A 24,021-nucleotide genomic window follows, 5' to 3' on the forward strand; every position below is an offset into this window, starting at 1 on the left:
TAGGCTTCGGTCCATGGCGGTGATGATCCAGAGCTGGCGCGATCTCACCTTCCTGCACTGGCGATACCCCGCCGATCAGGTGCAGGCACTCCTGCCGTCCGGTCTGACGGTGGAGACCCACGACGGCACCGCCTGGATCGGCCTGGTCCCGTTCCGGATGGAGGGCGTGCGCCTGCCCGGCGTTCCCGCACTCCCGTGGCTGTCCCGGTTTCCGGAGACCAACGTGCGCACCTACGTCCGCGGGCCGGACGGGCTCAGTGGCATCTGGTTCTTCTCGCTCGACGCCGGCCGGCTGCCCGCGGTGTCTGCCGGCCGGGCGGCGTATGGCCTGCCGTATTTCTGGTCCGGCATGGCCGTCGAGGTCGTCGGACCGCGCATGGTCTACCGCGCCCGCCGGCGCTGGCCGGGCACTGCCGGCGCCCGGTGCGACGTCTCGGTGCGCGTCGGTGAGGAGCTGGCCGAGACCGGCGTCCGGCCGCTCGACCACTTCCTCACCGCCCGATTCCGGCTCTACAGCCGGCTCGCCGGGCGCATGGTCGCCGCGAACGCCGAGCACCCGCCGTGGCCCCTGCGCCGGGCCGAGGTCGAGCACCTCGACCAGGACGTGGTACAGGCCGCGGGACTGCCCACGCCGGACCACGAGCCGCTCGTGCTCGCCTCGACCGGCGTCACCGTCCAGATTGGAATGTGGCGGCCGGTCTGACGATCGGCTCGACGGTCAGCTCGGCCGCCGTCGACGGTCAGAGCAGGGACAGCGCGGCGCGCGCGATGACCCAGCTCGTGTACTTCATCGCTTCGGACCTGACCCGATCCTTGTCCACGGGTGGAGTCACGGGCGTTTCCTCGCACGAGTGCCACGGCTCGCACGAACCACAGCTCGAACAGGTTCGAGTCGTCCTCGTACTGTCGCCATTCGGTGCAGTACGGCGCGATCTTCGTGATCACCGTGTTGTTGGCGCCGACCAGCGCCTGCCGTAGACCGTCGTTGCCGAGCCCGGTGTGCGACCGAGCCGTCATGGCAATCGGCCCGACCACGTTCACCGCCAGGCCGAGCAGGTCGACGGTGGGTTTGTCGTCGGGCGGCACGACCGGGTCGGGTTGCGGCGGCCGGACCTGAGCCGCCCGCAGGTGGGTGTCGATCAATGTCACGCACGTCGTGGCGTCCTGTGCCCACGCCCGCGCGGCGGCCGGCGCGAGCCGCTCGAGATCGGCGAACTCGTTGACGTGCCGGGTGGCGCAGGCGCGCACGCCGGCGATGGGTATCCGCTCCACGTGGGCCAGGACGTCGGCGCGGATGCCCGCCACCGCGGTCACCACTTGCCGGACCACCTGCTCGGGCTGGCCGCCGCCGGCGAGTGTGCCGTAGATCTGGGTGATCGGGCTGAGCAGCGAGCCGGTGTCGGCCTGCGCCGGCCGCGCACCGGGCACGTTTCCTAAGGTGTCGCCGTGACCTGGGCGATGCTGCGGATCACGCCGGCCGGCCACCAAAGCGCCAGGCGTGCACCTCGATGTCGGCGTACCGGTCCCGGGCCAGCAAAGCGCCCGCCTCGTGCGGGTCCGGCGCATGGACGAGTGCCGCGGTGCCCAGCCACACGGTGCCGTCGTCGGACAGCAGCGGCCCGTACGCGATCAACTCGTCCCGGCCCGCCGGCACCGCGAGGTCAGCGGCCGGCCCCGCGCCCAGCCCGAGCACCAGGTATCGGTCGCCACCGGTCCGGCCGCCAGGAAAGTCCCACATGTCGCGGCCCAACACATTGCGCCACCGGCGCAACAGCACATCCCGGTACACACCGGCCTGATAGTTGGGCTCGTCGAACGCGAACGCCCGCGCGGCGGCCGGATCGGGCAGGTCGACGATGTGCACGCTGCCGGTGGCCGTCTCACCGTCGCCGGCGAGAGTGGGGCCGCGAGCGATCATCTGTCCGGAGTATCGGTCCATGTAGGACCAATGCTCTTCCAACAGCTCCTCGCGCAGCGCCATCGAGTCGGACCGGTCACGGTGGTAGCAGAAGAACTCCATACCCCGCAGTCTGGCGTCCACGGCCGGCACGACGCGGAACGCCTCGGCGTGCGGCGTGCCGGCTACTCCAACGGGGAGGCGGCGAGCAGTTCGAGCGTGTCGATCACACGGTTGGAGAAGCCCCATTCGTTGTCGTACCAGGCGACGACCTTGACGTGGCGGCCGTCGACCCGGGTGAGGGCCGAGTCGAAGATCGACGACGCCGGGTTGCCGACGATGTCGGAGGAGACCAGGGGATCCTCCGAGTACTCGAGTACGCCGGTGAGCGGCCCGTCCGCCGCCACCCGGTACGCGGTCAGCACCTCGTCGCGGGTCACGTCCCGGGCGACGCTCGTGTTGAGCTCGACGATCGAGCCCACCGGCACCGGTACGCGGATCGAGTCGCCGGACAGCTTGCCGTCGAGGCGGGGCAGCACCTTGCCGATCGCCTTGGCGGCACCGGTCGTGGTCGGCGCGATGTTGACAGCGGCGGCGCGGGCGCGGCGGGCGTCGCGGTGCGGGCCGTCCTGGAGGTTCTGCTCCTGCGTGTAGGCGTGCACCGTGGTCATGAAGCCGTGCTCGATGCCGGCGAGCTCGTCGAGGACCGCGGCCAGCGGCGCCAGCGCGTTGGTCGTGCAGGAGGCGTTCGAGACGATCGTGTGCGCGGCCGGGTCGTACGCGTCGTTGTTGACCCCGTAGGCCAGCGTGACGTCCGCCCCGTCCGAGGGAGCGCCGACCAGCACCTTCTTCGCCCCCGCGGTGAGGTGGGCGCGGGCGGCGGCGGCCGACGTGAAGCGGCCGGTCACCTCGAGCACGATGTCGACGCCGAGCCGCGCCCAGGGCAGCTCGGCCGGTTCCCGCCGCGCGAGCACCGTGATGCGGCGACCGTCGACCACCAAGGCGTCCCCGTCGACGGTTACCGGCCGGCCCAGCCGACCGGCGGTGCTGTCGAACGCGAGCAGGCGGGCGAGGGCGGCGGGTTCGGTGAGATCGTTGACGGCGACGACGTCGAGCTTGCTGTCGCGTTCCAGCAGCGCGCGCAGCACATTGCGGCCGATACGGCCGAATCCGTTGATGGCGATGCGTGTCATGAGTCCAGATTCGGGTTTCGTGGCCGGCCGGGACAGCGGCGTGAGCGCCACGGTCCGCAAGGATCACGCCACCTGGTTGCCGCGGGCGAAGGTGCGGCGGTACTCGCTCGGGGTGGTGCCGAGGATGCGCCGGAAATGCAGCCGCAGGTTGGCCGCGGTGCCCAGCCCGACGTCGGCGGCGATCTGCTCGACGCTGCGCTGTGACCGTTCGAGCAGCTCGCGGGCCATGTCGATGCGGGCGCGCAGGACCCACTGCATCGGCGTGTACCCGGTGTCCTGGACGAACCGCCGGGAGAACGTGCGCGGCGACACCGCCGCGTGCTGGGCGAGAGTCTCGAGCGTGAGGGGCTTGTCGAGCCGGTGCAGCGCCCACTCGCGGGTAACCGCGAACCGTTCGCCGAGCGGCTCGGGCACGCTGCGCGGCACGTACTGCGCCTGGCCACCGCTGCGGTGCGGTGCCGCGACAAGCCGGCGGGCCGCGTGGTTGGAGGCGGCCACCCCAAGATCACCGCGCAAGATGTGCAGGCAGAGGTCGATGCCCGAGGCCGCGCCGGCCGACGTCAGCACACTGCCCTCGTCGACGAACAGCACATTTTCGTCCACCCGCACGGTCGGGTGCTTTTCCGCGAGCGCCCGGGTGTAGTGCCAATGCGTGGTGGCCCGCCGGCCGTCGAGCAGACCGGTCGCGGCCAGCGCGAACGCCCCCGTCGAGATCGCGGCCAGCCGCGCGCCCCGCCCGTGCGCGGCGATCAGCGCGTCGACCACGACCGGCGGGGGATCGTCACGGTCCGGAAAGCGGTAGCCCGGGATGAAGACGATGTCGGCCCATGCGAGCGCGTCAAGGCCGTCGGCGACGTGGTAAGAAAGGCCGTCACCGCCGGTCACCAGGCCGGGCGCCGGCCCGCACACCCGCACTTCGTACGGCATGCTCGCCCGCGTCGTGAACACCTGCGCCGGGATGCCCACGTCGAGCGGCTTCGCCCCCTCGAGCACGAGGACGGCGACCCGACGCAGACGACCGACAGCCACGACCCCACACTAGAAATCTTCCGCGTCGGCCGTCACCCGGGCAGCAGCGCGGCCCCTTCCTGATTACTGAGGAAAGGGGCCGTGAGCTGGGAGAATGTGTGGAGGTCCTACGGCGATACTCGAACTGCCAGGATCTCGTTGGTCCCATGATCGACGTACCGCGGCGGATCGAAGCAGGTGATCGGACGGACGAGCTTGGCGTCTTCAGTACCGGCGAACCGAGCATGACCCGGCGGCTGACCGAGGCGGAGCGAGAAGAGTTGGTCGAGCGCTTCAGGGCCGGGACCCGGATTCGCGCCCTCGCGGAGCAGTATGGCGTTAGCGAGAGTTGCGTGAAGCGCACGCTACGCCGAAGCGGCGTTGGGCGGTACCACCGTTGAGAGGTCGTTGATAGGGGCCGTACGGCCAGGCCAAGCCTACTGACGCAGGGACAGCTTGAGTCTCGGCTCGATCCCGAGATCTCGGCACCTACGCGCCCACGCTTCGATCTTCTGCTTGAGGATGATCGACCCGGATGCAGAAATTCCGGTAGGGAGCTTCTTCAGCTTGAAGCCGAGCCAAAGGCAATAAGTTTTGAACTCCTGATTCAGCTTCTTCAGGTTGGAATTGGTTCGAATGATCTCAAGGACATTGTTGGCCTGGTCGCAGACGTAGCCGAGATTCTGTGCGGTGCCGAACTTGACAGCGTAAACTGTCGCGCCTTTGTGTAGGTCCCACGCCTCGATGGGTGTTGACATCTTTGTCTTAATCTTGGAGAAGTCCTTATCTGCCACCACATAACCAAGACCTTTGGCGGCTTCTGAAGTGTTGAAATCCCCTTCTTCCATGCTGATGATGCGAAACTCCGGTTCGGTGGCCTCGACCGGAATGGCGTCCAGGTATTCATTTAGCTGATCGATGTAGTCTTCGTTGAAGCGAACCCAGCGGCCTTGAGAGAGCATGACATTCTCGCCCGCGACAATAAAATCAAGCGCCTCTCGAAGCGGTTTCCAGTAGGATTTCTGGCCCTCGTTGTCTATGCGCACGCGGATGTCGAGCACTTCGTCGGGTTTAATATCCTCGGATGCGATGTACTCACGCAGCAGCGTAATATCCAGCTCCGCGTCTCCGAGCGCTTTCTGCTTGTGGCCGCGGCACGAAAGGGTATAGCGTTCATTGCCGGAGAAGACGAAGTCGACGCCGATAATATCGTGGCCCGAGTGTGTAAACTCGGTGGTGTCGCCGTCGCCGGTGATCGCGGTTACCAACCCTTGGTCGTAAGCGTTGACCTGTTCTTCGTCTGCGATGACCGTGGTGCGCGGAAGCTTAAATCTTGGCTCCTTACCAAGAAGGGCCACAATCTTGTCGAGCAACGCGCCGATGTCTGTCTTCGTGATGGGGGCGTTGAGTAGTACCGAGGAGCCAAATTTTCCCGATTGGCCGAACGATTCTCTGGTGCCGAGCTCTATGGCTGCCCGCAAGTAGTCAACCGACTCGCCGCTCTCGATGTTGAGCGGCGTGTTGCTCGTATAGCTCTTGATTTCCTTTTTCTTCTTGCCGGCGAACTTCTTGGAAGCGGTTTGTTTGATGTCGTTCTCGTCGGCGATTCGCTTGGCCATCTCAATGCCAAAGTCGTGATCACAGAGCGGTCTGACGTAGAAGTGACTCTTGCCGTATGTGAGAACAAAGTAGCGGTCTTCTTTGTGGAATACGTAGGCCGCAAAATAGATGAGATTGCGGAAGGTGCCCTTGCCGAAGAACTCCGCGTATTCCTCAACCCACGGGATGGGATTTGGCTCTTCGTCCTTCGAAAAGTAAAAGGCGGTTTTCCAGCCACTTTGCTCGCCTTCGTTTACGGTCATGAGGCCGACGGAGGCAAACTTTTCTTCAAGTCGGGGCACATTCGATAATGGGACCGAAAATATATTGAGTTTCACCTCTATGCCCCTCCTCTTCGGGCTACCTGGCCTGCGACTCCCTCTCGACCGAACGTGCGTTGATTACGTGCAGTAACGGTACGACTACAGGCTTAGGGCGTCAAGGCTCAAGATTTACCGATCGCGACATGTACCGTACAACGAGGTATCAGCCGGTATACATGGCCCGTTTGGCGTGATCGTCATCCAACTGGAGCCGCTATCACGTGGACGATTAGTCGCCGCTCACGGCCGGGTGGCCTGAGGAGACATGCATAGACGAGACGATAGTTGGGGATTTGGCTGCCTCGGCGCTTGGCGAGAGACGAGACCTGTGGCTCCGCTGTTTGACGCCGGCGGTCGTCTCAGCGTTACTCGTCCGCGCCGAGGCGCTGAGCGTCTGCCTCAAGGGCAGACGCCACATCGCGATCGAAGGACCAGCCGAGAACGATAGCCAGTGAAACAAATGACACCACTAGAGCAGATGCAGAGTCGGCGGCGATCCCGCGAACCATCTTGTCGTCGGGCAGGGTGGTGTGAATGCCTTGGCTACCGTCGTCTTCCGTCCTGGTGTGTAGGGCGATTGCTAGCTCGTCGCCCTGCGCGACTTCTTCTGTGAACCGCAAGGTGTTGGCACTCTCACAGTAGAACTCTGTGCTCGTTATGTCTGGTACGGAGTCTGGAATGGCGATCCCTCGCTTTGTTGCGGCCCTGCGATACTCGGCGATCCTCCCACCCACGAGTTGTGCAACGTTCTCATCGGTGGGGTAGAGGGCAATTTGTCGCTCCAGCGCATCGAGCTTGAGCCGGATGGCCACTCCAATAGGATTCGGATCGTTGGCAATAGTTTGGAGCCGGCACGTCCCAGTGATGAGATTGCGGAGCAGGACGAGTGTTTCAGCAAGGCTATTGCGGCGGAGCAGGACCTCGATCGCCTCGAAGACCGAGAGCTGTACTGCCGAAAGACCGAAGACGTTCAGCAACAGGGGCGGTATCCCAGACGTTTGACCGTGCGCTGCGACCGTTTTCGCGAAGGAGGTTGCACGCTGCATGAGGTCGAATGCCTCCGACGTTGGCAACGTCGGCGGTGTCTTCGTGACCTCTATGACAGTATCGAGGCGTATGGGGCTGCCTGTCTCAGCCCGTCCTCGGACCTCAAAGGCTTGTCCGGTGAAGGTATACGAGGGGGCACAATAGACCCGGAATTTCTCCTCAAACGAGAGCGAGAACTTGTCGCCGTCCCGCGTCATGGTTTTGACGTTTGAGTTCCACTTGAGGTAGGGGTACTCTTCGCCTGCGGGCGCAGGATCGGCGCCATCGCCAATGAACTGTCCACGAATCATTTTGCGCAGCGATTGGACGTCGCGCGGTGGGCGATCGTAGAGGTCGGGCTGACCGGCCTGGTCGATACCCACGAGCCGCAACATGGTTCGTCGCACGTAACCGAAGGTGATCTCGGTGGTCGCGAGCGCATACTCATATACCTTGTTCATTTCCATGAACCCATGCTCAACGCCATCGCTCGCGTTTCGCGCTCGGTTATATGCGGCGACGTTGCCGTCGAAGATTATCTCTCGGCGCGCCCAAACCTCTAGCCTATGTGGCCACTTTGAGCTGTCGCTCGTGTCGATTGCCTGACTCTCGGCGAGTGCTTCCTCATCGATGCCGGCGTCCTGGCATCGGCGTCGGATTACGGCCTTGGTTAGGTTCTCGACAGCCATGTAGAGGTGGGCCAGGGCGAGCCACTCGCCACCGAAATACCAGTACCGGAGCGCCAGGCTGTATTGATGAAGGGCTCGCGAGATCCGTGCGCCATCTGGGGCAGTGTCCATGCCGACGAAGACGGCCGTGATCTCGTCAGTCCTGACGAGGCGTCCTTCGCCTGGGTGGCCGCGCTCATCAGGAACGAACACCTCAAGGAAGTCGCGATGGGTGACTCCGTCTGACGCGTCGTAGGCCAGGTGAGTTTCAGGAATACCTACCTGCGTATTGGCCGTGAAGGCGAGCAGCGCGGCAAGGTAGCGAGCCACGGCCGCGAAGGTCGAGGACGCCTGGTCAAGAGACGGTGCCGGACCTCGAGCCTCGATCCACAGTTCCCGCGGGAGCGGCGCCTCGTGACCCGCGTTAACCCAACGCGTTCGCAGCCGGAAGCGGACCGTGCCTTGGGAGCCTGGCACGGACGGGAGGAAGAACTCGCTACCTTCCTCGGGCCTGAACCGGGCGCCAGACCGCGCTCGGAGCACGACGACGTAGGTACGTTGCGGTGCTTGGGAAGCGTCGCCTTCGGGTTCATCGGCCATAGCAGGTAATGCTGCCGGAGGCGGTCATCTGCTGCGAGGCTATTTGAGTGTCGGTCGGTACGAGTCGACCAGGTTGCCGAGGACCTCGCGGCTCCGAGTTGACGGAGCCAAGCGGCGGGCCTGCAACAGCAAGTTGGCGACCACGAGCGTCGGGTCGGGCCGGTCTACGTCGACGTCCATGTGACGCCGCAGCCAGACGGCGACCTCGGTCCACGAGTAGAACTTGGTGTCGCGGCCGGGGTTGAGCGGCGGCGGGAAGTCGCCCGGCCCGTACCGCCCGATGGACCAGAGCCGCACGAGTTCGCGGGACCGCTCGATGCGTTCGGCGATATGCGCCAGGGTGACCCAGTCGTTGTCGCAAACCCGGACTGGTTGGAGATCGAGTGCCTCCAAGTCATGGACGGCCGAGACGACGGCTTCAGCCAGGCTGAGGGCGGCGCGTTGTACGGTAACCTCGTGGTGGCCGGGCGCGAGGAAGATGTCGCCGTGCCGGTCAGCCACCTGCGCGGCGTCTGCTCGGTCGGGCAGGCGGTCGACGATGAGCGCGAACCGATGAAGCTCCATCACGTCTCCTGCTCGGGCCCAGCGCGAGGCGGCCACCCGTAAGGCAGAGCAGCTGGGCGCGGAGATCGTCGACACGTACGTCGAGCCAGGCCGGACGGCCACCACGGTCGACAAGCGACCGGTATTCCAGGAGATGCTGGCTCGCATCCGGCGCGAGCAAGACGTGGACTTTGTCATTGTCTACCATTTCAACCGCATCTTTCGGAACAGCATCGACGCGGCAATTACCAAGCGTGAACTGGGTCGCTATGGCGTGCGGGTCGTGTCAACGGTGCTCGACATGGGCGAGTCGCCGGAAAGCGCGATGGTCGAGACGATTATTCACGCGGTCGACCAGTACCAGTCCGAGGCCAACGGGGCAGACATTCGCTACAAGATGGGCCAGAAGGCGAAGGCCGGTGGCACGGTTTCTCGCGCCAAGCTCGGCTACCTGAATGTCCGCGACCACGTGGACGGACGGGAGATTCGGGCCGTGGCCGTCGACGCGGAACGCGGGCCGCTTATCACGCGCGGCTTCGCGCTGTACGCCACGGGCCAGTACAGCGCGCGGCAGGTGCTCGACCAGCTGACGGCGGCGGGCCTCCGCACCCGTGGAGACAAGCGCACCTCACCGAAGCCGCTGTCGATCAGTCAGTTCTGGACGATTCTGGCTGACCGCTACTACCTCGGGGTCATCGGGCACGACGGGGAGGAGTACCCCGGCAGGCACGAACCACTCGTAACGTCAGAGGTGTTCGAGCGGGTGCAGCGGGTGCTGGCGCTCCACGGAGGCGGCGGCACTCGCCAGCGGACCCACAATCACTACCTCAAGGGCACGTTGTGGTGTGGTCGCTGCGGACGGCGGTTCATCATCATGCGCGGCAAGGGCAACGGCGGCATCTACTTCTACTTCCTGTGCCGAGGCCGCCAAGAGCACGGCTGCGACCAGCCCTATCTGCGTGTGGAGGCGGTGGAGGCGGCGGTCGCGCGGCACTACGCCACGGTGCGGCTGGGCGATGAGTTCCGCGAGCGCGTACGCCGGGAGTTGGACGACGCGCTACTGGCTGACCTGGGCAGCCTGGCGGCGCTGAAGAAGCGCCTCAAGGTTCGCCTGAGCGAGCTCGACGCCAAGGAGGACCAGTACCTGGAACTGGTGGGATCTCCGGGCTGGCCGAGGGACAAGATCCGCAAGAAGCTCGAAACGATCCGGGCCGAGCACGACCAGGTGCAGGCACAGCTGGCCGACGCCTCCAGCCGGTTGGAAGCCGGGCGTGAGGTGTTCCTGGCAGCGTTGGCGCTGGTAGGTGACCCGAAGACCTTCTACGACCAGGGCGGGACCAGCCTCAAGCGGGCGATGAACAAGATCGTCTTTGCCAAGCTGTTCGTCGACGGCGAGGAGATCTCGCGCCACGAGCTGGCCCAGCCGGTACGGGATCTCGTGGAAGCGCAACAGCTGACCTTCCAACGACGGACGGACCCGTACGGAGGCCCGAACACCAACAGCCCCGCCGACGAGGGCGAGGCTGCGTGGTCTGATCTGACCGGAGCGGACCTGCTTGCCATGGTTCTGGCAGGCCATGGTTCAAGTAGAACCGATTTGGTGGGCGATACTGGGTTTGAACCAGTGACCTCTTCCGTGTCAAGGAAGCGCGCTCCCACTGCGCCAATCGCCCGTATGTGGTGCGAGGTGGAGACGGGATTTGAACCCGTGTACACGGCTTTGCAGGCCGTTGCCTCGCCTCTCGGCCACTCCACCGAGGTGACCCCCGACGTCTTGTCGTGGCCTCACTCCGAGCGGACGACGGGACTCGAACCCGCGACCCTCACCTTGGCAAGGTGATGCGCTACCAACTGCGCTACGTCCGCACTACCAGCCGGGATGTTTCCCGGCGACGGATCAGAACTTTAGCCCAGTCGCGAAGCAACTGCCAACTCGGTTCACACCCGGCGCGTCGCGTGAAGGGGGCTTGATCAGGGCCGGTGGCGGGCCACGGCGTAGCGGAAGGCGTTCACCAGGCGGTATCCGCCGTCAGCGGTGCGGTACCCGCCGGCGGCGGCAAGGACGGCGGGCGCGCGGGCGGCCATGGTGGCCTGGTCTTCGCCGAGCAGGACGCCGCGGACCAGCGTGTCGTCGTCGGCGGCGTGCCAGGGCAGTGGCACCAGGCCGGCGGAGACCACCTCCAGGCCGCCCTCGGCGAACAGCCGCTCGAGGCCGCCGGGCTGGCGTAGCTCGCCGTCCGGGAGGGGGTCTTCGCCGGCGGCGCGGGCTACCGCCTTCTCGATCACGTCTAGGTCGTTTTGGGCAGCTTCGGCCCAGTTTGCGATCGCGACATGGCCGGCGAGGGTGGTGACCCGTGCCATCTCGGCCAGGGCGTCCAGGGTGTCTTCGGCGAACTGGAGCGCGTTGACCGAGACCGCCAGGTCGAAGTGGGCGTCCGGCCAGGGAAGGGGCTCCGCTGAGCCGAGGCGGATGTCGGCCTCGGGGAGGCGGGCGCGGGCCTGCTCGACCATGCCGGGCGCCGGGTCGATGCCCGCCGCGGTCAGGCCGAGGCCGGCGGCGAAGGCGAGGAGGTCGCCGGAGCCGCAGCCGACGTCGAGCACCCGGGTGCCCGGCCTGGCGCCGCTCGCGTCCAGGATCGCCCGCCAGACCGGCTGGGCGTAGCCGCCCCACAGCTCGGCCCAGCCCTCGGCGACGGCTGACCAGCGGTCGGGGTCTGCTCCATCCATGGCCGCCAGCCTGCCAGGGACCGCCGACAAATCCACATAGACTTCGATAGATTTCGATATTACGCTCGGCCTCCGGAGGTGGTTCCCGATGATCCGGATCGTGCGGGCCGGGCTGAGCTTGGCCGTAACGCTGGTGGGTGTGGTGGTGATCGCCCAGCCGTCCGCGCGGGCGGCGACCTGGGAGACGCTGATCAACGGGTCGTCGTTCGCCGACCGCAACGCGCTCATGGCGGAGTGGCACTTCCGCTATCCCTGGGGCTCCGACCACAACGGGAGCGCACGGATGTATGCGAGCGCCACCGACACCAACCACGTCTACCTCTCGCCGAGCGGGCAGCTCAACATCAAGGCCACGCGCATCAACTGGGACGAGGGCACCAGCTCCGCCGACCCGCACCTGCCGATCCGCTACCACTCGGGCGCGATTCACGCCAAGGACCAGGTGCTGGTCAACGACCAGTTTCCCAACTACGAGGTGCGGGGCGAGTTTCAGGCGCCTTCGACGCGTGGCACCTGGCCGGCGTTCTGGCTGACCGGCGCCAACAGCTGGCCGCCGGAGAGCGACATCCTCGAGTACAAGGGGGACGCCCGCAACTGGTTCAACACCTACGACGGGGCGTGGGACAACACGATCGTCGGCGTGTCCAACCCGGGTGGCTGGCACGAGTACCGGGTGTGGATTGCCAAGGTCAACGCCACCGACGTGGACATCCACTACTACCTCGACGGGCAGTGGAAGGGGCAGCACCGCGGCTCCAACTTCGTCGGCAAGCCGATGTGGCTGATCATCAACCTCCAGATGGAGGGCTCGTCCGGCTCGCCGGGGCCCACCGCCGACACCTTCTATCGCGCCCGCAACGTGTACATGGGTCGCACGCGCAACTGACGGCTTCCCCGGGAGGGCAGTCGCCCATATGATTGCACTGTGAGTGCAAAAACATGGGACGCTCTCGTCAAGGAGCTGCTGGCCCGCCACCCCGTCGACGGCGACCGGCTCGCGTTTCTCCGCGCCCGCTTCGACGCGGGGCTCGCCTGGGTGCACTTTCCGGTCGGACTCGGTGGCCTCGACGCGCCGCGCGCGCTCCAGGCGGCGGTCGACGCCGAGCTCGCCGCGGCGGGCGCGCCGGACAACGACCCGGGCCGAAACGGCGTCGGGCTCGGCATGGCCGCGCCGACCATCCTGCGCCACGGCACCGACGCGCAGCGGCGTCGCTTCCTCCGTCCACTCTGGACCGGCGAGGAGGTGTGGTGCCAGCTCTTCAGCGAGCCGGGCGCCGGATCCGATCTCGCCGCCGTCGCCACCCGCGCCGTCCGCGACGGCGACACGTGGGTGGTGACCGGGCAGAAGGTCTGGACCTCGCTCGCACACAAGGCGCGGTGGGGCATCCTGCTGGCGCGCTCCGACCCGGACGCGCCCAAGCACGGCGGTCTGACGTATTTCGTCTGCGACATGACCGCACCCGGCGTCGAGGTGCGGCCGCTCCGGCAGATCACCGGTGAGGCCGAGTTCAACGAGGTCTTCCTGACCGGCGTGCGGCTCCCGGACGACCTGCGGCTCGGCGCGCCCGGCGAGGGCTGGGAGGTCGCGCGTACCACGTTGATGAACGAGCGCGTCGCGATCGGCGGCACCCCGCTGCCCCGCGAAGGCGGCCCGATCGAGCCGCTCGTGCGGACCTGGCGGGAGCGGCCCGACGTGCGTACGCCGGGGCGGCTCGACGAGCTGATGCGGCTCTGGGTGCGGGCCGAGGCGGCCCGGCTGACCGCCGCGCGGCTGCGCCAGCAGCTGGCCGCGGGGGAGCCCGGCCCGGAGGGTTCGGCGGTCAAGCTCACGCACGCCACCCTCGCCCAGCGGATCACCGGCTTCGAGCTGGAGGTGCTGGGCGAGGAGGGGCTGCGGCACGACGACTGGACGCTGCGCCGGCCCGAGCGCACCGACGTGGCCGACCGGGCGCCCACCCACCGATACCTGCGGGCCAAGGGCAACTCGATCGAAGGCGGCACGTCCGAGATCCTGCGCGGCATCATCGCCGAGCGGGTGTTGGGGCTGCCGCGATGACCACACCGGACCTGCTCTACGACGACACCGAAACAGACCTCCGGGACAGCCTCCGCGCTCTGCTGTCTACGGAGGAGCAAGGTGGCGCCAAGCTGTGGCGGACGCTCGCCGGCGAGATGGGGCTGGCCGGGCTGCTGGTGCCCGAGGAGCTCGGCGGCGCCGGTGCCGAGCACCGGGTCGCCGCGCTCGTGCTGGAGGAGCTGGGGCGGGCGGTCGCGCCGGTGCCATATCTGGGCAGCGCCGTCGTCGCGACGACCGCCCTGCTCGCCTGCGGCGCCACCGACCTGCTCCGGCTGCTCGCCGAGGGCGAGGTGGTCGCCGCGCTGGCCGTGCCGTTCTCCCGGTCGCCATATGACGACCCCGTCCCCCAGCCCGGCACCATCACCAGCGTCGCCGACGCACTGTCCGCGGAAATCCTCCTGGTGCCGGCGAGCGACGGGCTCTGGGCGGTCGACGCGCGGGCGTCCGGCGTCACCCGTACACCGGTGGTATCGCTCGACACCACGCGCCAGCTCTGCGACATCACGCTGGCCGGGGCGCCCCGGCAGCGGATCGCCGACGCCGGCACCGGTGCGGCCGCCGTGCGCGCGGCGCTCACGACCGGGGCCGCCTTGCTCGCCTCCGAACAGCTCGGCGTCGCGTCGTGGTGCCTGGAGACCACCGTCGGGTACGTGAAGGAGCGGCGCCAGTTCGGCCGCGCGGTCGGCTCGTTCCAGGCGGTCAAGCACCGGCTCGCGGACGTGTGGGTGGACGTCACCCAGGCCAGGGCGGTCGCCCGGTACGCGGCCGCCCGCGCCGGCGAGGCGGGTGGCGAGGCCGAGGTCGCCGCCGCCCTCGCCCAGGCGCACTGCGCTCCGGTCGCCGTGCACGCCGCCGAGGAGTGCGTGCAGCTGCACGGCGGGATCGGCTTCACGTGGGAGTACCCGGCACACCTGTACCTGAAGCGGGCCAAGGCGTCGGCGATCGCCTTCGGCACGCCGGACCGGCACCGCGCCGCCCTCGGGCAGCTGGTCGACCTGCTGCCCGCGTAACGAGCGCGTAACAGGGGATTGGACGACTCGATCCAAGAACCTACACTCCTGGTGTAATAACCCGGCGAGGTGAGCATGGCCCTGGCGTTGCACGGCATCACCGCCCGGTTCGGCGGCCTGGTCGCGCTCGACGACGTGTCGATGCGCGTGCCGCCCGGCCGGATCGTCGGTGTGATCGGGCCAAACGGCGCCGGCAAGACGACGCTGTTCAACGTCGTGTGCGGGTTCGTGACGCCGTCCGCCGGCTCGCTGACACTCGACGGCGCGCCGCTGCGGCCCAAGCCACACCGGCTCACCGCGCTGGGCATCGCCCGCACCCTTCAGGGCGTCGGGCTGTTCGACGGCCTGACCGTGCTGGAAAACGTGATGGCGGGGGCGAGCCACACGGCACAGGCTGGCTTCGTCCCGGCGCTGCTCGGGCTCCCCGGCAGTGACCGGGACGAGCGCCGCCTCCGCGACCTGGCGATGGAGTGCCTCACCGAGGTGGGTGCGGCCGAGCACGCCGCCGCGGCGCCGGCGACCCTGCCGTACGCGGTGCGCAAGCGAGTCGCCCTCGCCCGCGCGCTCGCCGCCCGGCCCCGACTGCTGCTGCTCGACGAGCCGGCCGGCGGCCTGAGCGCCGAGGAGGTCCAGGAGCTCGGCCGGTTCATCAAAGACCGGAAAATCGCGGTCGTCCTCGTGGAGCACCACATGGATCTGGTGATGGCGGTCTGCGACGAGATCGTCGTGCTCGACTTCGGCCGCGTGGTGGCCGCCGGCACGCCGGACGAGATCCGCGACAACCCGGCCGTCGCCGAGGCCTACCTGGGCGCCGAGGTGACCACAGTGGACGCGGAGACACCGGCATGACCGGCGCGTCCATCTTGGAGGTCCACGGGCTTGTCGCCGGGTACGGCGCCGCGCCCGTGCTGAAGGAGGTCGACCTCACCGTCCCGAGGGGCGCCATCACCGCGGTGCTGGGCGCCAACGGCGCCGGGAAGACCACGCTGCTGCGCACCCTCTCGGGTCTCCTCAAGCCCACCGCGGGCCGGATCGTCTTCGACGGCGCCGACCTGCGTGGGGCGAAGGTGGAGCAGCTCGTGCGGCGCGGGCTCGCGCACGTGCCGCAGGGCCGGGGTGTCGTGGCCGAGCTGACCGTGGAGGAAAACCTGCGGCTGGGCGGCCTATGGCGACGCGACGCCGCGGGGCTCCGGCGCGACATCGCCGAGGCGTACGAGACGTTTCCCGCGCTGGCCGGCCGCCGAAAGCACAGTGGACACCAGCTCTCCGGTGGCGAACGCCAGATGCTCGCGCTGGCGAGGGCACTCGTCGGCCGGCCCCGGCTGCTGCTGCTCGACGAGCCGTCACTGGGTCTCGCGCCGAGGGTCACCGCACAGATCATGGCGCTGCTGCGGCGGCTGCGCGACACCAGCGGCCTCACCGTCCTGCTGGTCGAGCAGAACGTGCGCGGCGCTCTCTCGGTGGCCGACGGCGGCGTGGTCATGTCCCTTGGCCGCGTCGCCGTCGCCGCCAGCGCCGAGCGGCTGCGCGACGACACCGCGCTGCGCCACGCGTACCTGGGATTCTGAAGGGAGGGAGCCGGTGGACCGGTTCGTGTTCCTCACGTTCGACGGGCTTTCCCGCGGCGCGGTGTACGCCGCCTTCGCGCTCGCTCTGGTGCTCATCTGGCGCGGCGCCCGGATCGTCAACTTCGCGCAGGGCGCGATGGCCGTCGCGACCGTGTACGCGGCGTACAGCGTCACGTCCGCGACCGGCTCGTACTGGCTGGGCTTCGGCGCCGCCCTCCTGTGTGGACTCGCGCTCGGCGTCGTGGTGGAGCGGGCGGTGATGCGGTATGTCGGCCACACCTCGCCGCTCAACGCGGTCATCGTCGCGCTGGGACTCGTGCTGGTGATCCAGGCGGTGCTCGGCATGGTGTACGGCAACGAGTTCCGCCCCGCGGAGGCGCCGTTCAGCCGCACCGCGTTCACCGTCGGCGGGCTCGCCTTCCTCTCCCGGTACGACGTGTTCGTCTTCGCCGCCGTGGTGGCGCTGATGGTCGGGCTGGCCCTGCTGTTCACCCGCACGGCGGTCGGGCTGCGCCTGCGGGCCGCCGCGTTCGCCCCGGAGGTCTCCCGGCTCCTCGGCGTCGACGTGGCCGGGATGCGCACGCTCGCGTGGGCGCTCGCCTCGGCGGTCGGCGCCCTCGCCGCGATGCTCGTCATCCCGACCGGGCTCGGCCTGCATCCGACGTCGATGGACATCGTGTTCGTCACCGCGTTCACCGCGGCGGTCGTGGGCGGCCTCGACAGCCCGCTGGGCGCCGTCGCCGGCGGGCTCGCCGTCGGGCTGCTGCTCTCCTACGTCAGCGGGTACGCGGGCGCGGAGATGACGCCCGTGGCGGTGCTCGTGCTCCTGCTGGCGGTGCTGCTGGTGCGCCCCTCCGGCCTCTTCTCCGGCGTCGCGGCGAGGCGGGTATGAGGTCCACGGCGGTGCGCCACCTGGCGCTGACGCTCGCGGCGGCGGTCGCGCTGCTCGCGCTCACGTACGGGCTGGCGCCGTTTCGCAACTACCAGCTCGCCACCGTCGCGGCGTACCTGTGCGCGACCGCTGGGCTGACCGTCCTCACCGGACTGAGCGGGCAGCTGTCGCTCGGCCACGGGGCGCTTATGGCCACCGGCGCCTACCCGGTCGCCTTGGCACAGAACGAGTTTCGCGACCGCGACGTCAGCGGCGGCTGGGTGCTGCCGGTGTCGTTGGCGATCGGCGTGGCCACCGCGCTCGTCGCCGGGCTCGTCGTCGGGCTCGCGGCTGCGCGGCTGCGCGGGCCGTACCTGGCCGGCGTCACGCTCGCCGTCGCGGTCATCGTGCCCGCGCTCACCACCGCGTTCGACAGCGTCTTCAACGGCGACCAGGGCCTGTCCGTCTACATCGAACCGCCGCCGCTCTCGCTGGGCGCCACCTTCCCCTACGAGCGGTGGCAGGCCTGGATCGCGCTGACCGGCGCGCTGCTCACCATGTTTCTGCTCGCCAATCTCGTCCGCAGCCGCTACGGGCGGCACTTCCGGGCGGTCCGGGACGACGAGGTGGCCGCCCGACTGGCCGGCATCAACGTGGCGCGGACCCAGGTGCTCGCGTTCGTGGTCAGCGCGGCGTGCGCCGGTCTCGGCGGCGGGCTGCTGGCCGTGCTGGCGCAGAGCGTGTCGCCCGGCGCGTTCTCGCTGACCCTCTCCCTGTTTCTCGTCATGGCCGTCGTGATCGGCGGCCTCGGGCGGCTCGCCGGCGCGGTCTGGGGCGCGATCCTGCTGGTCCTGCTCCCCGAGACGAGCCACTCGCTGACCGAGGCGCTCTCCCTGTCGCCGGCCGCCGCCCAGCGGCTCGACGGCAACCTGCCACTGGCGATCTTCGGCATCACCCTGGTCGCCGTCATGCTCCTCGCGCCCGGCGGCGTGCAGGGCCTGCTGGCCCGCGCCGCCCGGCGACTCCGCCCCAGACGTGACCACAGAGAGGTGGGTACCCCATGAGAAAGAGCATCGCCGGCGGCGTGGCCGTCGCGCTCGTGCTGGCCGTCGCGGCGTGCGGCGGCGACAACGGCGGCGGTGGGGCGAACGTCCCCGGCGTGACCGACACGGAGGTCGTCGTCGGCACGCACATGCCGCTCACCGGGCCGGCCTCGGCCGGCTACTCGAAGATCGCCCCGGCCACGAAGGCCTACTTCGACCTCGTCAACGCCAACGGCGGCGTGCACGGCCGCAAGATCACATACAAGGTCATGGACGACGGGTACAACCCGGCGAACACCCAGCAGGTCGTACGCCAGCTCGTGTTGCAGGACAAGGTTTTCGCGATCCTCAACGGCCTCGGCACCGGCACGCACACCGGCGTGCTCGACTTCCTCGCCAGCAACCGGGTGCCCGACCTCTTCGTCGCCTCCGGCAGCCGCAGCTGGGACCAGCCGGACAAGTATCCGGGCACGTTCGGCTTCAACCCCGACTACACGGTCGAGGGCAAGATCCTGGCTACCTACATCCAGAAGAACTTCGCCGGCCAGAAGGTGTGCTTCCTCGGCCAGGACGACGACTTCGGGCGGGACAGCCTGCTCGGCGTGGAGAAGATCCTCGGGCCGACCGGGGTGACAGCGAAGCAGAAGTACGTCACCAGCAACGCCAACGTGGGCCCGCAGATCGGCGCGTTCAAGGCGGCCGGCTGCCAGGTCGTCATGATGGCCACCGTGCCGCCCTTCACCGCGCTCGCGATCGGCACGGCCGCGCGGCTCGGCTTCCGTCCACAGTGGGTGGTGTCGAATGTCGGCGCGGACTACCTCACGCTCTCCGGCCTCCTCGGTGAGAACAAGGCGCTGCTGGAGGGCATGCTCGCGGTCGGCTACCTGCCGTCGCAGTTCGACCTGGACGACCCGTGGACGGCGCTCTTCAAGCGGGTCAACGACCAGTACAACGCGGCCGCCCCGTTCGACGGCAACATCGTGTACGGCATGGCGGTCGGGTACCTCTTCGTCCAGGCCCTCCAAGCCGCCGGCAAAGACCTGACCCGCGAGGGCATCATCGCGGCCGTGGAGAAGGGCGGCTTCCGCGGGCCCGGTCTGGCGCCGCTGCGCTACTCCGGCGACGACCACTCCGGGTACGGTGGGCAGCGGATGACCAAGGTCACCGGGAGCACACAGGAGTACTTCGGCCCGACCTACGAGACGGACGAGGCGGACGGGCCGGTCAAGGAGTACGCCGAGCAGCCGCCCGCGCCACCGCAAAACGGCATCCCAGCGGCGTGAGCGAGTGAGCGGGCCGCGCCCGCCGACCGGAGAGGAGTCCGGAGTGGACGGAGCCGGCGGCGGGCTGCGGCTCGCGGGTGCGGTCACGGTGGTGACCGGCGGTGGTTCGGGCATCGGCGCGGCCCTGGCCGGGCGCTTCGCCGAGCGTGGCGCGGTGGTCGTGGTCAACGACCTCGACGCGGACGCCGCCAAGTCGGTCGCCGAGCGGGTGGGCGGCCTCGCGCTCCCCTGCGACGCGGGCGACCCGGCGGCGGTGCGCCAGCTCGTCGAGACCGTGTGGGAGCGGTACGGCGCCCTCGACCTCTTCTGCGCCAACGCGGGCGTGGCGGCCGACGACCGCTCCGGCGACCCCGACGCCGCGTGGGAGCTGTCGTGGCGGGTCAACGTGATGGCCCACGTGTACGCCGCCCGCGCGCTGCTGCCGCGCTGGCTGCCCGCCGGGCGCGGGCGGCTCCTCGTCACCGCCTCGGCGGCCGGGCTGCTGACGATGCTCGGCGGGGCGCCCTACGCGGTTACCAAACACGCGGCGGTCGGTTACGCGGAGTGGCTGCGGGTGACCTACCACCACCGCGGCATCGTCGTGCAGGCGCTCTGCCCGCAGGGGGTGCGCACGCCGATGCTCGACCAGGCCGGCCCGGCGGGAGAGGTGTTGCTGGCCCCCGACGCGATAACGCCGGACGAGGTGGCCGACCGGGTCGAGGAGGCGCTGGCCGGCGACCGCTTCCTGGTGCTGCCGCACCCTGAGGTAGCCGAGCACTACCGCCGCCGGGCCACCGATCCGGACCGCTGGCTGGGCGCGATGAACGGCATCCAGCGTTCCCTGGAGTCATCTGATCAAAAAGGGTTCTAGACTTCGCGGGGTGAGCGAGGTGGAGGCTGCGGGGCGGGTGGACGGCCGGACCGCGCGCGCGGAGCGCACCCGCCGGGCGATCGTGGAGGCCCACCTCGCCCTCATCGCCGAGGGCGACATGCGGCCGACCGGCGAGAAGATCGCCGAGCGGGCTGGCATCTCGCTGCGCACCCTGTGGATCAACTTCAAGGACATGGAGACGCTCTTCGAGGCGAGCGGGTCCACCGTGCTGGAGCGTCAGGACTCGGCTTACCGGCCGGTGCCGCGCGACCTGCCGCTGCGCCAGCGGGTCGACGCCTTCTGCCGGCAGCGGGCCGACCTGATGCAAATGTTCGCGCCGATCTTCCGGGCCGCGGCGATGCGCGAGCCGACCTCCCCGCAGCTGCACCGCAACAGGGTCAAGCACATCGTGCGGGTACGCCAGGAGGTGGAGGAACTCTTCGCGCCGGAGCTGGAGCTGGCCGGGCCGGCGGCGGGCGAGCTCGTCGACGCGCTCGTCGCGGCGAGCATGTGGCCGGCGTGGTCGATGCTCCGCGACGGGCTCGAGCTGGACGCGGAGGCGGCGCGGCGCGCGATGACCCGCACGGTGTCCGCGCTGTTGGTCACCGCGATCGCGGCGAGCGTGGGCCCGCCGCCGTCCTGAGTCGGCGGGCCCGCCCCCGCGGGGCTGTGGTCAGCCCAGGCGCGAGCGGAGCAGCTGCTTGCCCTGCTCGGCGCCCTTGCGGCTCTCGCCCTGCGCCCGCCGGAAGAAGTCGGCGAGCTCGGTGTCGCCGTCGCGCTGGGCGTCCTGGATGTAGGTCTCCAGGCGCAGAGCGTTGCTCAGGCACGACTCGGTAAACCAGATGATGTTGTAGTTCTTGTCCTTGGTGCCGGTGACTTGGCCGGTCTCTTCTGACGTCGTCATTGCCTTTGGCTACCCACTTGAGGGCGATCTATGCGTCAGAGGTCGGCGGCGTCCTCGGGGGTTTCGCGTCTGATCAGCACCGCGCCACCGTAATCGGGCGGCCGATGCCGCGCATCCCGATTACGATCATCGGTCGTGCGACAGGTGAGCGACGAGCTGCTTCTCGGTATCGCCGGTGTGTCCGCGACGGTGATCGGCCTCTTCCTGGTCGGCGTGCTGTTCTTCGTCGAGGGCGGCATGCGCGGGCCGGCGCGGGAGAGCCGGGTGGAGCTGTGGCGCTACATGCGCTCGGGCACCCGCATCGTCATGCTGCTTTTCGCGATGGCGCTGCTGCTGTCGCTCGCGCTCGTCGCGTTCGAGCTGGCCTGGGCGCGGGCGCTCTTCGTCGGGCTGAGCGTGGTGCTCGTGGTGGCCAATGTGGAGACCGCCGTCAAGGTGCGGGCCACGCGCGTCACCCAGTCGCGGACGTTGCTGCTCAACGAGATCGCCGGGACCGTTGGCGTGGTCGCGATCGTCGCGTTGCCGTGGATCCTCGGCGGCCTGCGGCCGGGCCGGGAAGACCTCACGCTGGCCGCGTTCCTCGCGCTGGCGACCGCGTTCGCGAGCGTGAGCGCGATCGCGCTGTCCACGTTCGACCTCGCGCGGCTCGACTCGGCACCGCCGGGCGCGGAGATCCGCCTGCTGCGCCCGGACAGCGGCGTCTACCCGGCGACCGACGACTACGCGCACGCTGTGGAGATTCGCGATCCGCGGCGGCTCGTCTTCGTCGCGGGCACGATGGGCCTCGACCGGGCGGGCGCCGCCGGCGCGTCGCTGGAGGAGCAGCTGACGCTCGTCTGGGACAACATCCGGGCGATCCTCGCGGCCGCGGGCATGACGCTCGACGACGTGGTACGCGTGACGAGCTACCTGCGCGACGTCGCGTACGCGGAGGAGAACGCGCGGGCGCGGGTGGCCGCCCTCGGCCGCGCGGTGCCCACCACTGCGATCGTCACGCAGACGCTCGCCGACGACTGGCTCGTCGAGATCGAGGTCATCGCCGCGACCTGAGGAGCAGCCTCGCGATCCAATCCGTCGTCGGCTAGTAGTGGCGGCCCAGGGGGACGTCGCACCACTGGCCGCCGACCCGCGTCAGCACCGGGTCGGCCGCGAAGTCGGGCTCGCCGTGCTCGGCGACCAGCTGCTCCGCGTACACCTCGGCGTCGTCCTTGGGGTGGTAGCCGATCGCCTCGCCTTCGGCCAGCGACCACCAGCGGCGCGTGTTGCGGCTGATGCCCCAGACGAGCCGGTAGCCGGGGCTCTCCACGCTCAGCGCGGCCTCGACAAGCCGCGCGCCGTCGTCGGGGGAGAGCCACATCGCCAGCCCGCGCGGCCCCGGCGGCGTCGGAAACCACAGGCCGATCCGCAGGCAGATCACGTCCATGCCGAACCGGTCCGCGTAGAGCCGGCCGGCCGCCTCGGCGGCGACCTTGCTCCAGCCGTACAGCGTGTCGGGTCGTCCGGACACGCCGGCCGGAAGAGGCATCTCGTCGCGGGTGTGGAAGCCGGCCGCGTGGTTGGAGGACGCCAGGATCACCCGGCGCACGCCGGCCCGGCGGGCGGCCTCGAGCACGCAGTACGTGCCGTAGGCGTTGAGCCGCAACACCTCCTCGGCGTCGGACTCGCGAGACTGTCCGCCCATGTGCACGACCGCGTCGACCCCGGTGGTGGCGCCGACCACCGCGTCGAGGTCGTCGATCGAGGAGATCAGCACCTCCTCGTCGCCGGCGCCCTCGACCGGGGCCGGCTCGCGCACGTCCAGCAGGCGCAGCACGCGGCCCGGCCGGGCCAGGCGCGGGCGGAGGAGCGTGGCGACCTTGCCCGCCCCACCGGTGATCAGGATGCGGTCGTGCGCCATCGTGCCTCCCCATGAATGGCTGCCCAGTCGAGCGGCCGGGCGCCCGGCCACCCCCACGTCACAGAAGCCATAGCATAGTGTCGATCCGCATCCAAAGATAGGTTCCATGTATGTGGATGATCGCGACAGGAATGTAGAAGGCGTGCCAGTTTCTGGATGCCTATTGACGGGCTGAGACCAGATTAGTTAACTGTCCTGGCAGAACGCGCGGTGGGCGCCCCGCCCGGTGCCCGCCGCGTTTCACCCGTGCGTGGTGTGGCGGCTTCCCGACGGTACGGCGCCGGTCCGCGGTGGCCGGTCTAGCTTGAGCCCAGAGCGGGGAGCGGAGACCACCTGGAGGCCGGCGATGGCGACGGATGTTTCGACCTGGAGCGCGTTCGCGGCCGACTACGACCCGGCGGGCCAGGCGGCGAGCATGACGCGGAGCGTCGCCGAAGACGGTTCGAGCGTCAACTTCACGCTCGACCGGCTCACGATGCTGCTCCAGGGCGACCAGGACCGCCCGTTCGCCGCCGCGCTCGGGATGGCGGGCCAGCTGGCGGTGAGCCTTCCGGAGGAGCTGGACCTGATCGGCTTCCTGCTGGTGGTCAGCGGTCACGTCGAGCGGACGCCGGGCACCCAAGCCGTCGTCTCCTGCGCGATCGGTCACGGTGCCCGGGGCGTCGAGTGGCCGCTCGAATCCATCGCCGGGGCGCCGAGCGGAGACAGCCGCGAGGTGTCCATAAGCGACGCCGACTTCCGGCTCGAATGCTTCACCAGTGACTTCAACCCGGCGATGGTGGGAGAGCCGCCCTTCCCGCCGCTGCCGCCGTTTCCGATCACGATGACCATGCAGGCCCGCCGCCGGGCGATCGACGAAAGCATCGGACTCACCATCACCGACTTTCGCGTGATCATCGTGCGGTCCGCGTAACCCGCGCGTGTCGGTTACCTG

The 24,021-nt window shown here is 69.0% G+C and carries 23 protein-coding genes, 3 tRNA genes and 1 pseudogene; 14 read left to right on the forward strand and 13 right to left on the reverse strand.

What is annotated here, in order from left to right; all coding sequences use genetic code 11:
- The first annotated feature begins 13 nt into the window (after positions 1-13).
- Positions 14-703: a YqjF family protein gene (locus tag AC5L36_RS18740; RefSeq protein ID WP_441217803.1), complete on the forward strand. Its 690-nt coding sequence runs from the start codon at positions 14-16 to the stop codon at positions 701-703.
- 765 nt (positions 704-1,468) lie between these two features.
- On the opposite strand, the gene AC5L36_RS18745 is transcribed toward AC5L36_RS18740, so the two are convergent.
- The 6 genes from AC5L36_RS18745 to AC5L36_RS18770 all read right to left on the reverse strand — a co-directional run bounded on the left by AC5L36_RS18745 (position 1,469) and on the right by AC5L36_RS18770 (position 8,878).
- Positions 1,469-2,020, reverse strand: coding sequence for a YciI family protein (locus tag AC5L36_RS18745; protein ID WP_441218228.1), 552 nt, complete (start codon positions 2,018-2,020; stop codon positions 1,469-1,471).
- Positions 2,021-2,082: 62 nt separating this feature from the next.
- Entirely contained in the window at positions 2,083-3,090 is a 1,008-nt protein-coding gene (gap, locus tag AC5L36_RS18750) for a type I glyceraldehyde-3-phosphate dehydrogenase (protein ID WP_441217805.1), read from the reverse strand.
- A 63-nt stretch (positions 3,091-3,153) separates the two neighbouring features.
- Positions 3,154-4,119 carry a GlxA family transcriptional regulator gene (locus tag AC5L36_RS18755; protein ID WP_441217807.1) on the reverse strand — a complete coding sequence of 322 codons (966 nt, stop codon included), beginning with the start codon at positions 4,117-4,119 and terminating at the stop codon, positions 3,154-3,156.
- Between the two features lie 416 nt (positions 4,120-4,535).
- The gene (locus AC5L36_RS18760; protein WP_441217809.1) at positions 4,536-5,999 is read right to left on the reverse strand and encodes a DUF6119 family protein; all 1,464 of its coding nucleotides are present in this window, start codon (positions 5,997-5,999) and stop codon (positions 4,536-4,538) included.
- Between the two features lie 386 nt (positions 6,000-6,385).
- A complete protein-coding gene (locus AC5L36_RS18765) occupies positions 6,386-8,044 on the reverse strand; it encodes a hypothetical protein (RefSeq protein WP_441217811.1) in 1,659 nt (552 codons plus the stop codon).
- Positions 8,045-8,353: 309 nt separating this feature from the next.
- The gene (locus AC5L36_RS18770; RefSeq protein WP_441217813.1) at positions 8,354-8,878 is read right to left on the reverse strand and encodes a hypothetical protein; all 525 of its coding nucleotides are present in this window, start codon (positions 8,876-8,878) and stop codon (positions 8,354-8,356) included.
- Between AC5L36_RS18770 and AC5L36_RS18775 the strand changes: the two are divergent.
- Positions 8,877-9,839: pseudogene (locus AC5L36_RS18775) on the forward strand (recombinase family protein); the annotation flags it as partial. The gene AC5L36_RS18770 and the pseudogene AC5L36_RS18775 overlap by 2 nt on opposite strands.
- A 75-nt stretch (positions 9,840-9,914) precedes the next feature.
- Here the strand turns inward: AC5L36_RS18775 and AC5L36_RS18780 are convergent.
- The 5 genes from AC5L36_RS18780 to AC5L36_RS18800 form a co-directional block, all read right to left on the reverse strand.
- Positions 9,915-10,436, reverse strand: a complete 522-nt coding sequence (locus AC5L36_RS18780) for a hypothetical protein (RefSeq protein WP_441217815.1) — start codon at positions 10,434-10,436, stop codon at positions 9,915-9,917.
- 19 nt (positions 10,437-10,455) lie between these two features.
- Positions 10,456-10,530 (reverse strand) — tRNA-Val (locus tag AC5L36_RS18785).
- A 12-nt stretch (positions 10,531-10,542) separates the two neighbouring features.
- Positions 10,543-10,613: transfer RNA gene (locus tag AC5L36_RS18790), tRNA-Cys, on the reverse strand.
- Positions 10,614-10,650: 37 nt separating this feature from the next.
- Positions 10,651-10,723, reverse strand: a tRNA-Gly gene (locus AC5L36_RS18795).
- Between the two features lie 105 nt (positions 10,724-10,828).
- Complete coding sequence (locus tag AC5L36_RS18800; RefSeq protein WP_441217817.1) at positions 10,829-11,584, reverse strand: class I SAM-dependent methyltransferase; 756 nt, start codon at positions 11,582-11,584, stop codon at positions 10,829-10,831.
- A gap of 88 nt (positions 11,585-11,672) precedes the next feature.
- Here AC5L36_RS18800 and AC5L36_RS18805 point away from each other — a divergent pair, with 88 nt between their 5' ends.
- The 10 genes from AC5L36_RS18805 to AC5L36_RS18850 all read left to right on the forward strand — a co-directional run bounded on the left by AC5L36_RS18805 (position 11,673) and on the right by AC5L36_RS18850 (position 20,929).
- Complete coding sequence (locus tag AC5L36_RS18805) at positions 11,673-12,470, forward strand: glycoside hydrolase family 16 protein (RefSeq protein ID WP_441217819.1); 798 nt, start codon at positions 11,673-11,675, stop codon at positions 12,468-12,470.
- A gap of 39 nt (positions 12,471-12,509) precedes the next feature.
- Positions 12,510-13,640, forward strand: a complete 1,131-nt coding sequence (locus tag AC5L36_RS18810) for an acyl-CoA dehydrogenase family protein (protein ID WP_441217821.1) — start codon at positions 12,510-12,512, stop codon at positions 13,638-13,640.
- On the forward strand, positions 13,637-14,671 hold the full coding sequence (locus tag AC5L36_RS18815) for an acyl-CoA dehydrogenase family protein (protein WP_441217823.1): 1,035 nt from the start codon (positions 13,637-13,639) through the stop codon (positions 14,669-14,671). Before AC5L36_RS18810 ends, AC5L36_RS18815 begins: the two co-directional genes overlap by 4 nt.
- 75 nt (positions 14,672-14,746) lie before the next feature.
- Entirely contained in the window at positions 14,747-15,520 is a 774-nt protein-coding gene (locus AC5L36_RS18820) for an ABC transporter ATP-binding protein (RefSeq protein ID WP_441218230.1), read from the forward strand.
- Positions 15,517-16,239 (forward strand): ABC transporter ATP-binding protein, encoded by a 723-nt coding sequence (locus AC5L36_RS18825; RefSeq protein ID WP_441217825.1) that lies wholly within the window; start codon positions 15,517-15,519, stop codon positions 16,237-16,239. The genes AC5L36_RS18820 and AC5L36_RS18825 overlap by 4 nt, the downstream gene beginning before the upstream one ends.
- A gap of 13 nt (positions 16,240-16,252) precedes the next feature.
- The gene (locus AC5L36_RS18830; RefSeq protein ID WP_441217827.1) at positions 16,253-17,131 is read left to right on the forward strand and encodes a branched-chain amino acid ABC transporter permease; all 879 of its coding nucleotides are present in this window, start codon (positions 16,253-16,255) and stop codon (positions 17,129-17,131) included.
- Positions 17,128-18,174, forward strand: coding sequence for a branched-chain amino acid ABC transporter permease (locus AC5L36_RS18835; RefSeq protein WP_441217829.1), 1,047 nt, complete (start codon positions 17,128-17,130; stop codon positions 18,172-18,174). The genes AC5L36_RS18830 and AC5L36_RS18835 overlap by 4 nt, the downstream gene beginning before the upstream one ends.
- A complete protein-coding gene (locus tag AC5L36_RS18840) occupies positions 18,171-19,436 on the forward strand; it encodes an ABC transporter substrate-binding protein (protein ID WP_441217831.1) in 1,266 nt (421 codons plus the stop codon). The genes AC5L36_RS18835 and AC5L36_RS18840 overlap by 4 nt, the downstream gene beginning before the upstream one ends.
- Positions 19,437-19,500: 64 nt before the next feature.
- A complete protein-coding gene (locus tag AC5L36_RS18845; protein ID WP_441218232.1) occupies positions 19,501-20,286 on the forward strand; it encodes an SDR family oxidoreductase in 786 nt (261 codons plus the stop codon).
- Positions 20,287-20,296: 10 nt separating this feature from the next.
- Entirely contained in the window at positions 20,297-20,929 is a 633-nt protein-coding gene (locus AC5L36_RS18850; protein WP_441217833.1) for a TetR/AcrR family transcriptional regulator, read from the forward strand.
- A gap of 30 nt (positions 20,930-20,959) precedes the next feature.
- Here AC5L36_RS18850 and AC5L36_RS18855 read toward each other — a convergent pair whose 3' ends face one another.
- Positions 20,960-21,190: a hypothetical protein gene (locus AC5L36_RS18855; RefSeq protein ID WP_441217834.1), complete on the reverse strand. Its 231-nt coding sequence runs from the start codon at positions 21,188-21,190 to the stop codon at positions 20,960-20,962.
- Positions 21,191-21,325: 135 nt separating this feature from the next.
- Here AC5L36_RS18855 and AC5L36_RS18860 point away from each other — a divergent pair, with 135 nt between their 5' ends.
- A complete protein-coding gene (locus AC5L36_RS18860; protein WP_441217835.1) occupies positions 21,326-22,240 on the forward strand; it encodes a RidA family protein in 915 nt (304 codons plus the stop codon).
- A gap of 31 nt (positions 22,241-22,271) precedes the next feature.
- On the opposite strand, the gene AC5L36_RS18865 is transcribed toward AC5L36_RS18860, so the two are convergent.
- A complete protein-coding gene (locus AC5L36_RS18865) occupies positions 22,272-23,087 on the reverse strand; it encodes an NAD-dependent epimerase/dehydratase family protein (RefSeq protein ID WP_441217837.1) in 816 nt (271 codons plus the stop codon).
- Positions 23,088-23,433: 346 nt separating this feature from the next.
- Here AC5L36_RS18865 and AC5L36_RS18870 point away from each other — a divergent pair, with 346 nt between their 5' ends.
- On the forward strand, positions 23,434-24,000 hold the full coding sequence (locus tag AC5L36_RS18870) for a hypothetical protein (RefSeq protein ID WP_441217838.1): 567 nt from the start codon (positions 23,434-23,436) through the stop codon (positions 23,998-24,000).
- The last annotated feature ends 21 nt before the right edge of the window (positions 24,001-24,021 follow it).

It is taken from the genome of Phytohabitans sp. LZ39 (genome assembly GCF_059359075.1).

Excerpts from the sequence above, each read along its gene's own strand:
- AC5L36_RS18740 (WP_441217803.1), top strand. The coding sequence starts at position 14 with ATGGCGGTGATGATCCAGAGCTGGCGCGATCTCACCTTCCTGCACTGG.
- AC5L36_RS18745 (WP_441218228.1), bottom strand. The coding sequence starts at position 2,020 with ATGGAGTTCTTCTGCTACCACCGTGACCGGTCCGACTCGATGGCGCTG.
- gap (WP_441217805.1), bottom strand. The coding sequence starts at position 3,090 with ATGACACGCATCGCCATCAACGGATTCGGCCGTATCGGCCGCAATGTG.
- AC5L36_RS18770 (WP_441217813.1), bottom strand. The coding sequence starts at position 8,878 with ATGGAGCTTCATCGGTTCGCGCTCATCGTCGACCGCCTGCCCGACCGA.
- AC5L36_RS18780 (WP_441217815.1), bottom strand. The coding sequence starts at position 10,436 with ATGGCCTGCCAGAACCATGGCAAGCAGGTCCGCTCCGGTCAGATCAGA.
- AC5L36_RS18800 (WP_441217817.1), bottom strand. The coding sequence starts at position 11,584 with ATGGATGGAGCAGACCCCGACCGCTGGTCAGCCGTCGCCGAGGGCTGG.
- AC5L36_RS18805 (WP_441217819.1), top strand. The coding sequence starts at position 11,673 with ATGATCCGGATCGTGCGGGCCGGGCTGAGCTTGGCCGTAACGCTGGTG.
- AC5L36_RS18815 (WP_441217823.1), top strand. The coding sequence starts at position 13,637 with ATGACCACACCGGACCTGCTCTACGACGACACCGAAACAGACCTCCGG.
- AC5L36_RS18820 (WP_441218230.1), top strand. The coding sequence starts at position 14,747 with ATGGCCCTGGCGTTGCACGGCATCACCGCCCGGTTCGGCGGCCTGGTC.
- AC5L36_RS18825 (WP_441217825.1), top strand. The coding sequence starts at position 15,517 with ATGACCGGCGCGTCCATCTTGGAGGTCCACGGGCTTGTCGCCGGGTAC.
- AC5L36_RS18835 (WP_441217829.1), top strand. The coding sequence starts at position 17,128 with ATGAGGTCCACGGCGGTGCGCCACCTGGCGCTGACGCTCGCGGCGGCG.
- AC5L36_RS18840 (WP_441217831.1), top strand. The coding sequence starts at position 18,171 with ATGAGAAAGAGCATCGCCGGCGGCGTGGCCGTCGCGCTCGTGCTGGCC.
- AC5L36_RS18855 (WP_441217834.1), bottom strand. The coding sequence starts at position 21,190 with ATGACGACGTCAGAAGAGACCGGCCAAGTCACCGGCACCAAGGACAAG.
- AC5L36_RS18865 (WP_441217837.1), bottom strand. The coding sequence starts at position 23,087 with ATGGCGCACGACCGCATCCTGATCACCGGTGGGGCGGGCAAGGTCGCC.
- AC5L36_RS18870 (WP_441217838.1), top strand. The coding sequence starts at position 23,434 with ATGGCGACGGATGTTTCGACCTGGAGCGCGTTCGCGGCCGACTACGAC.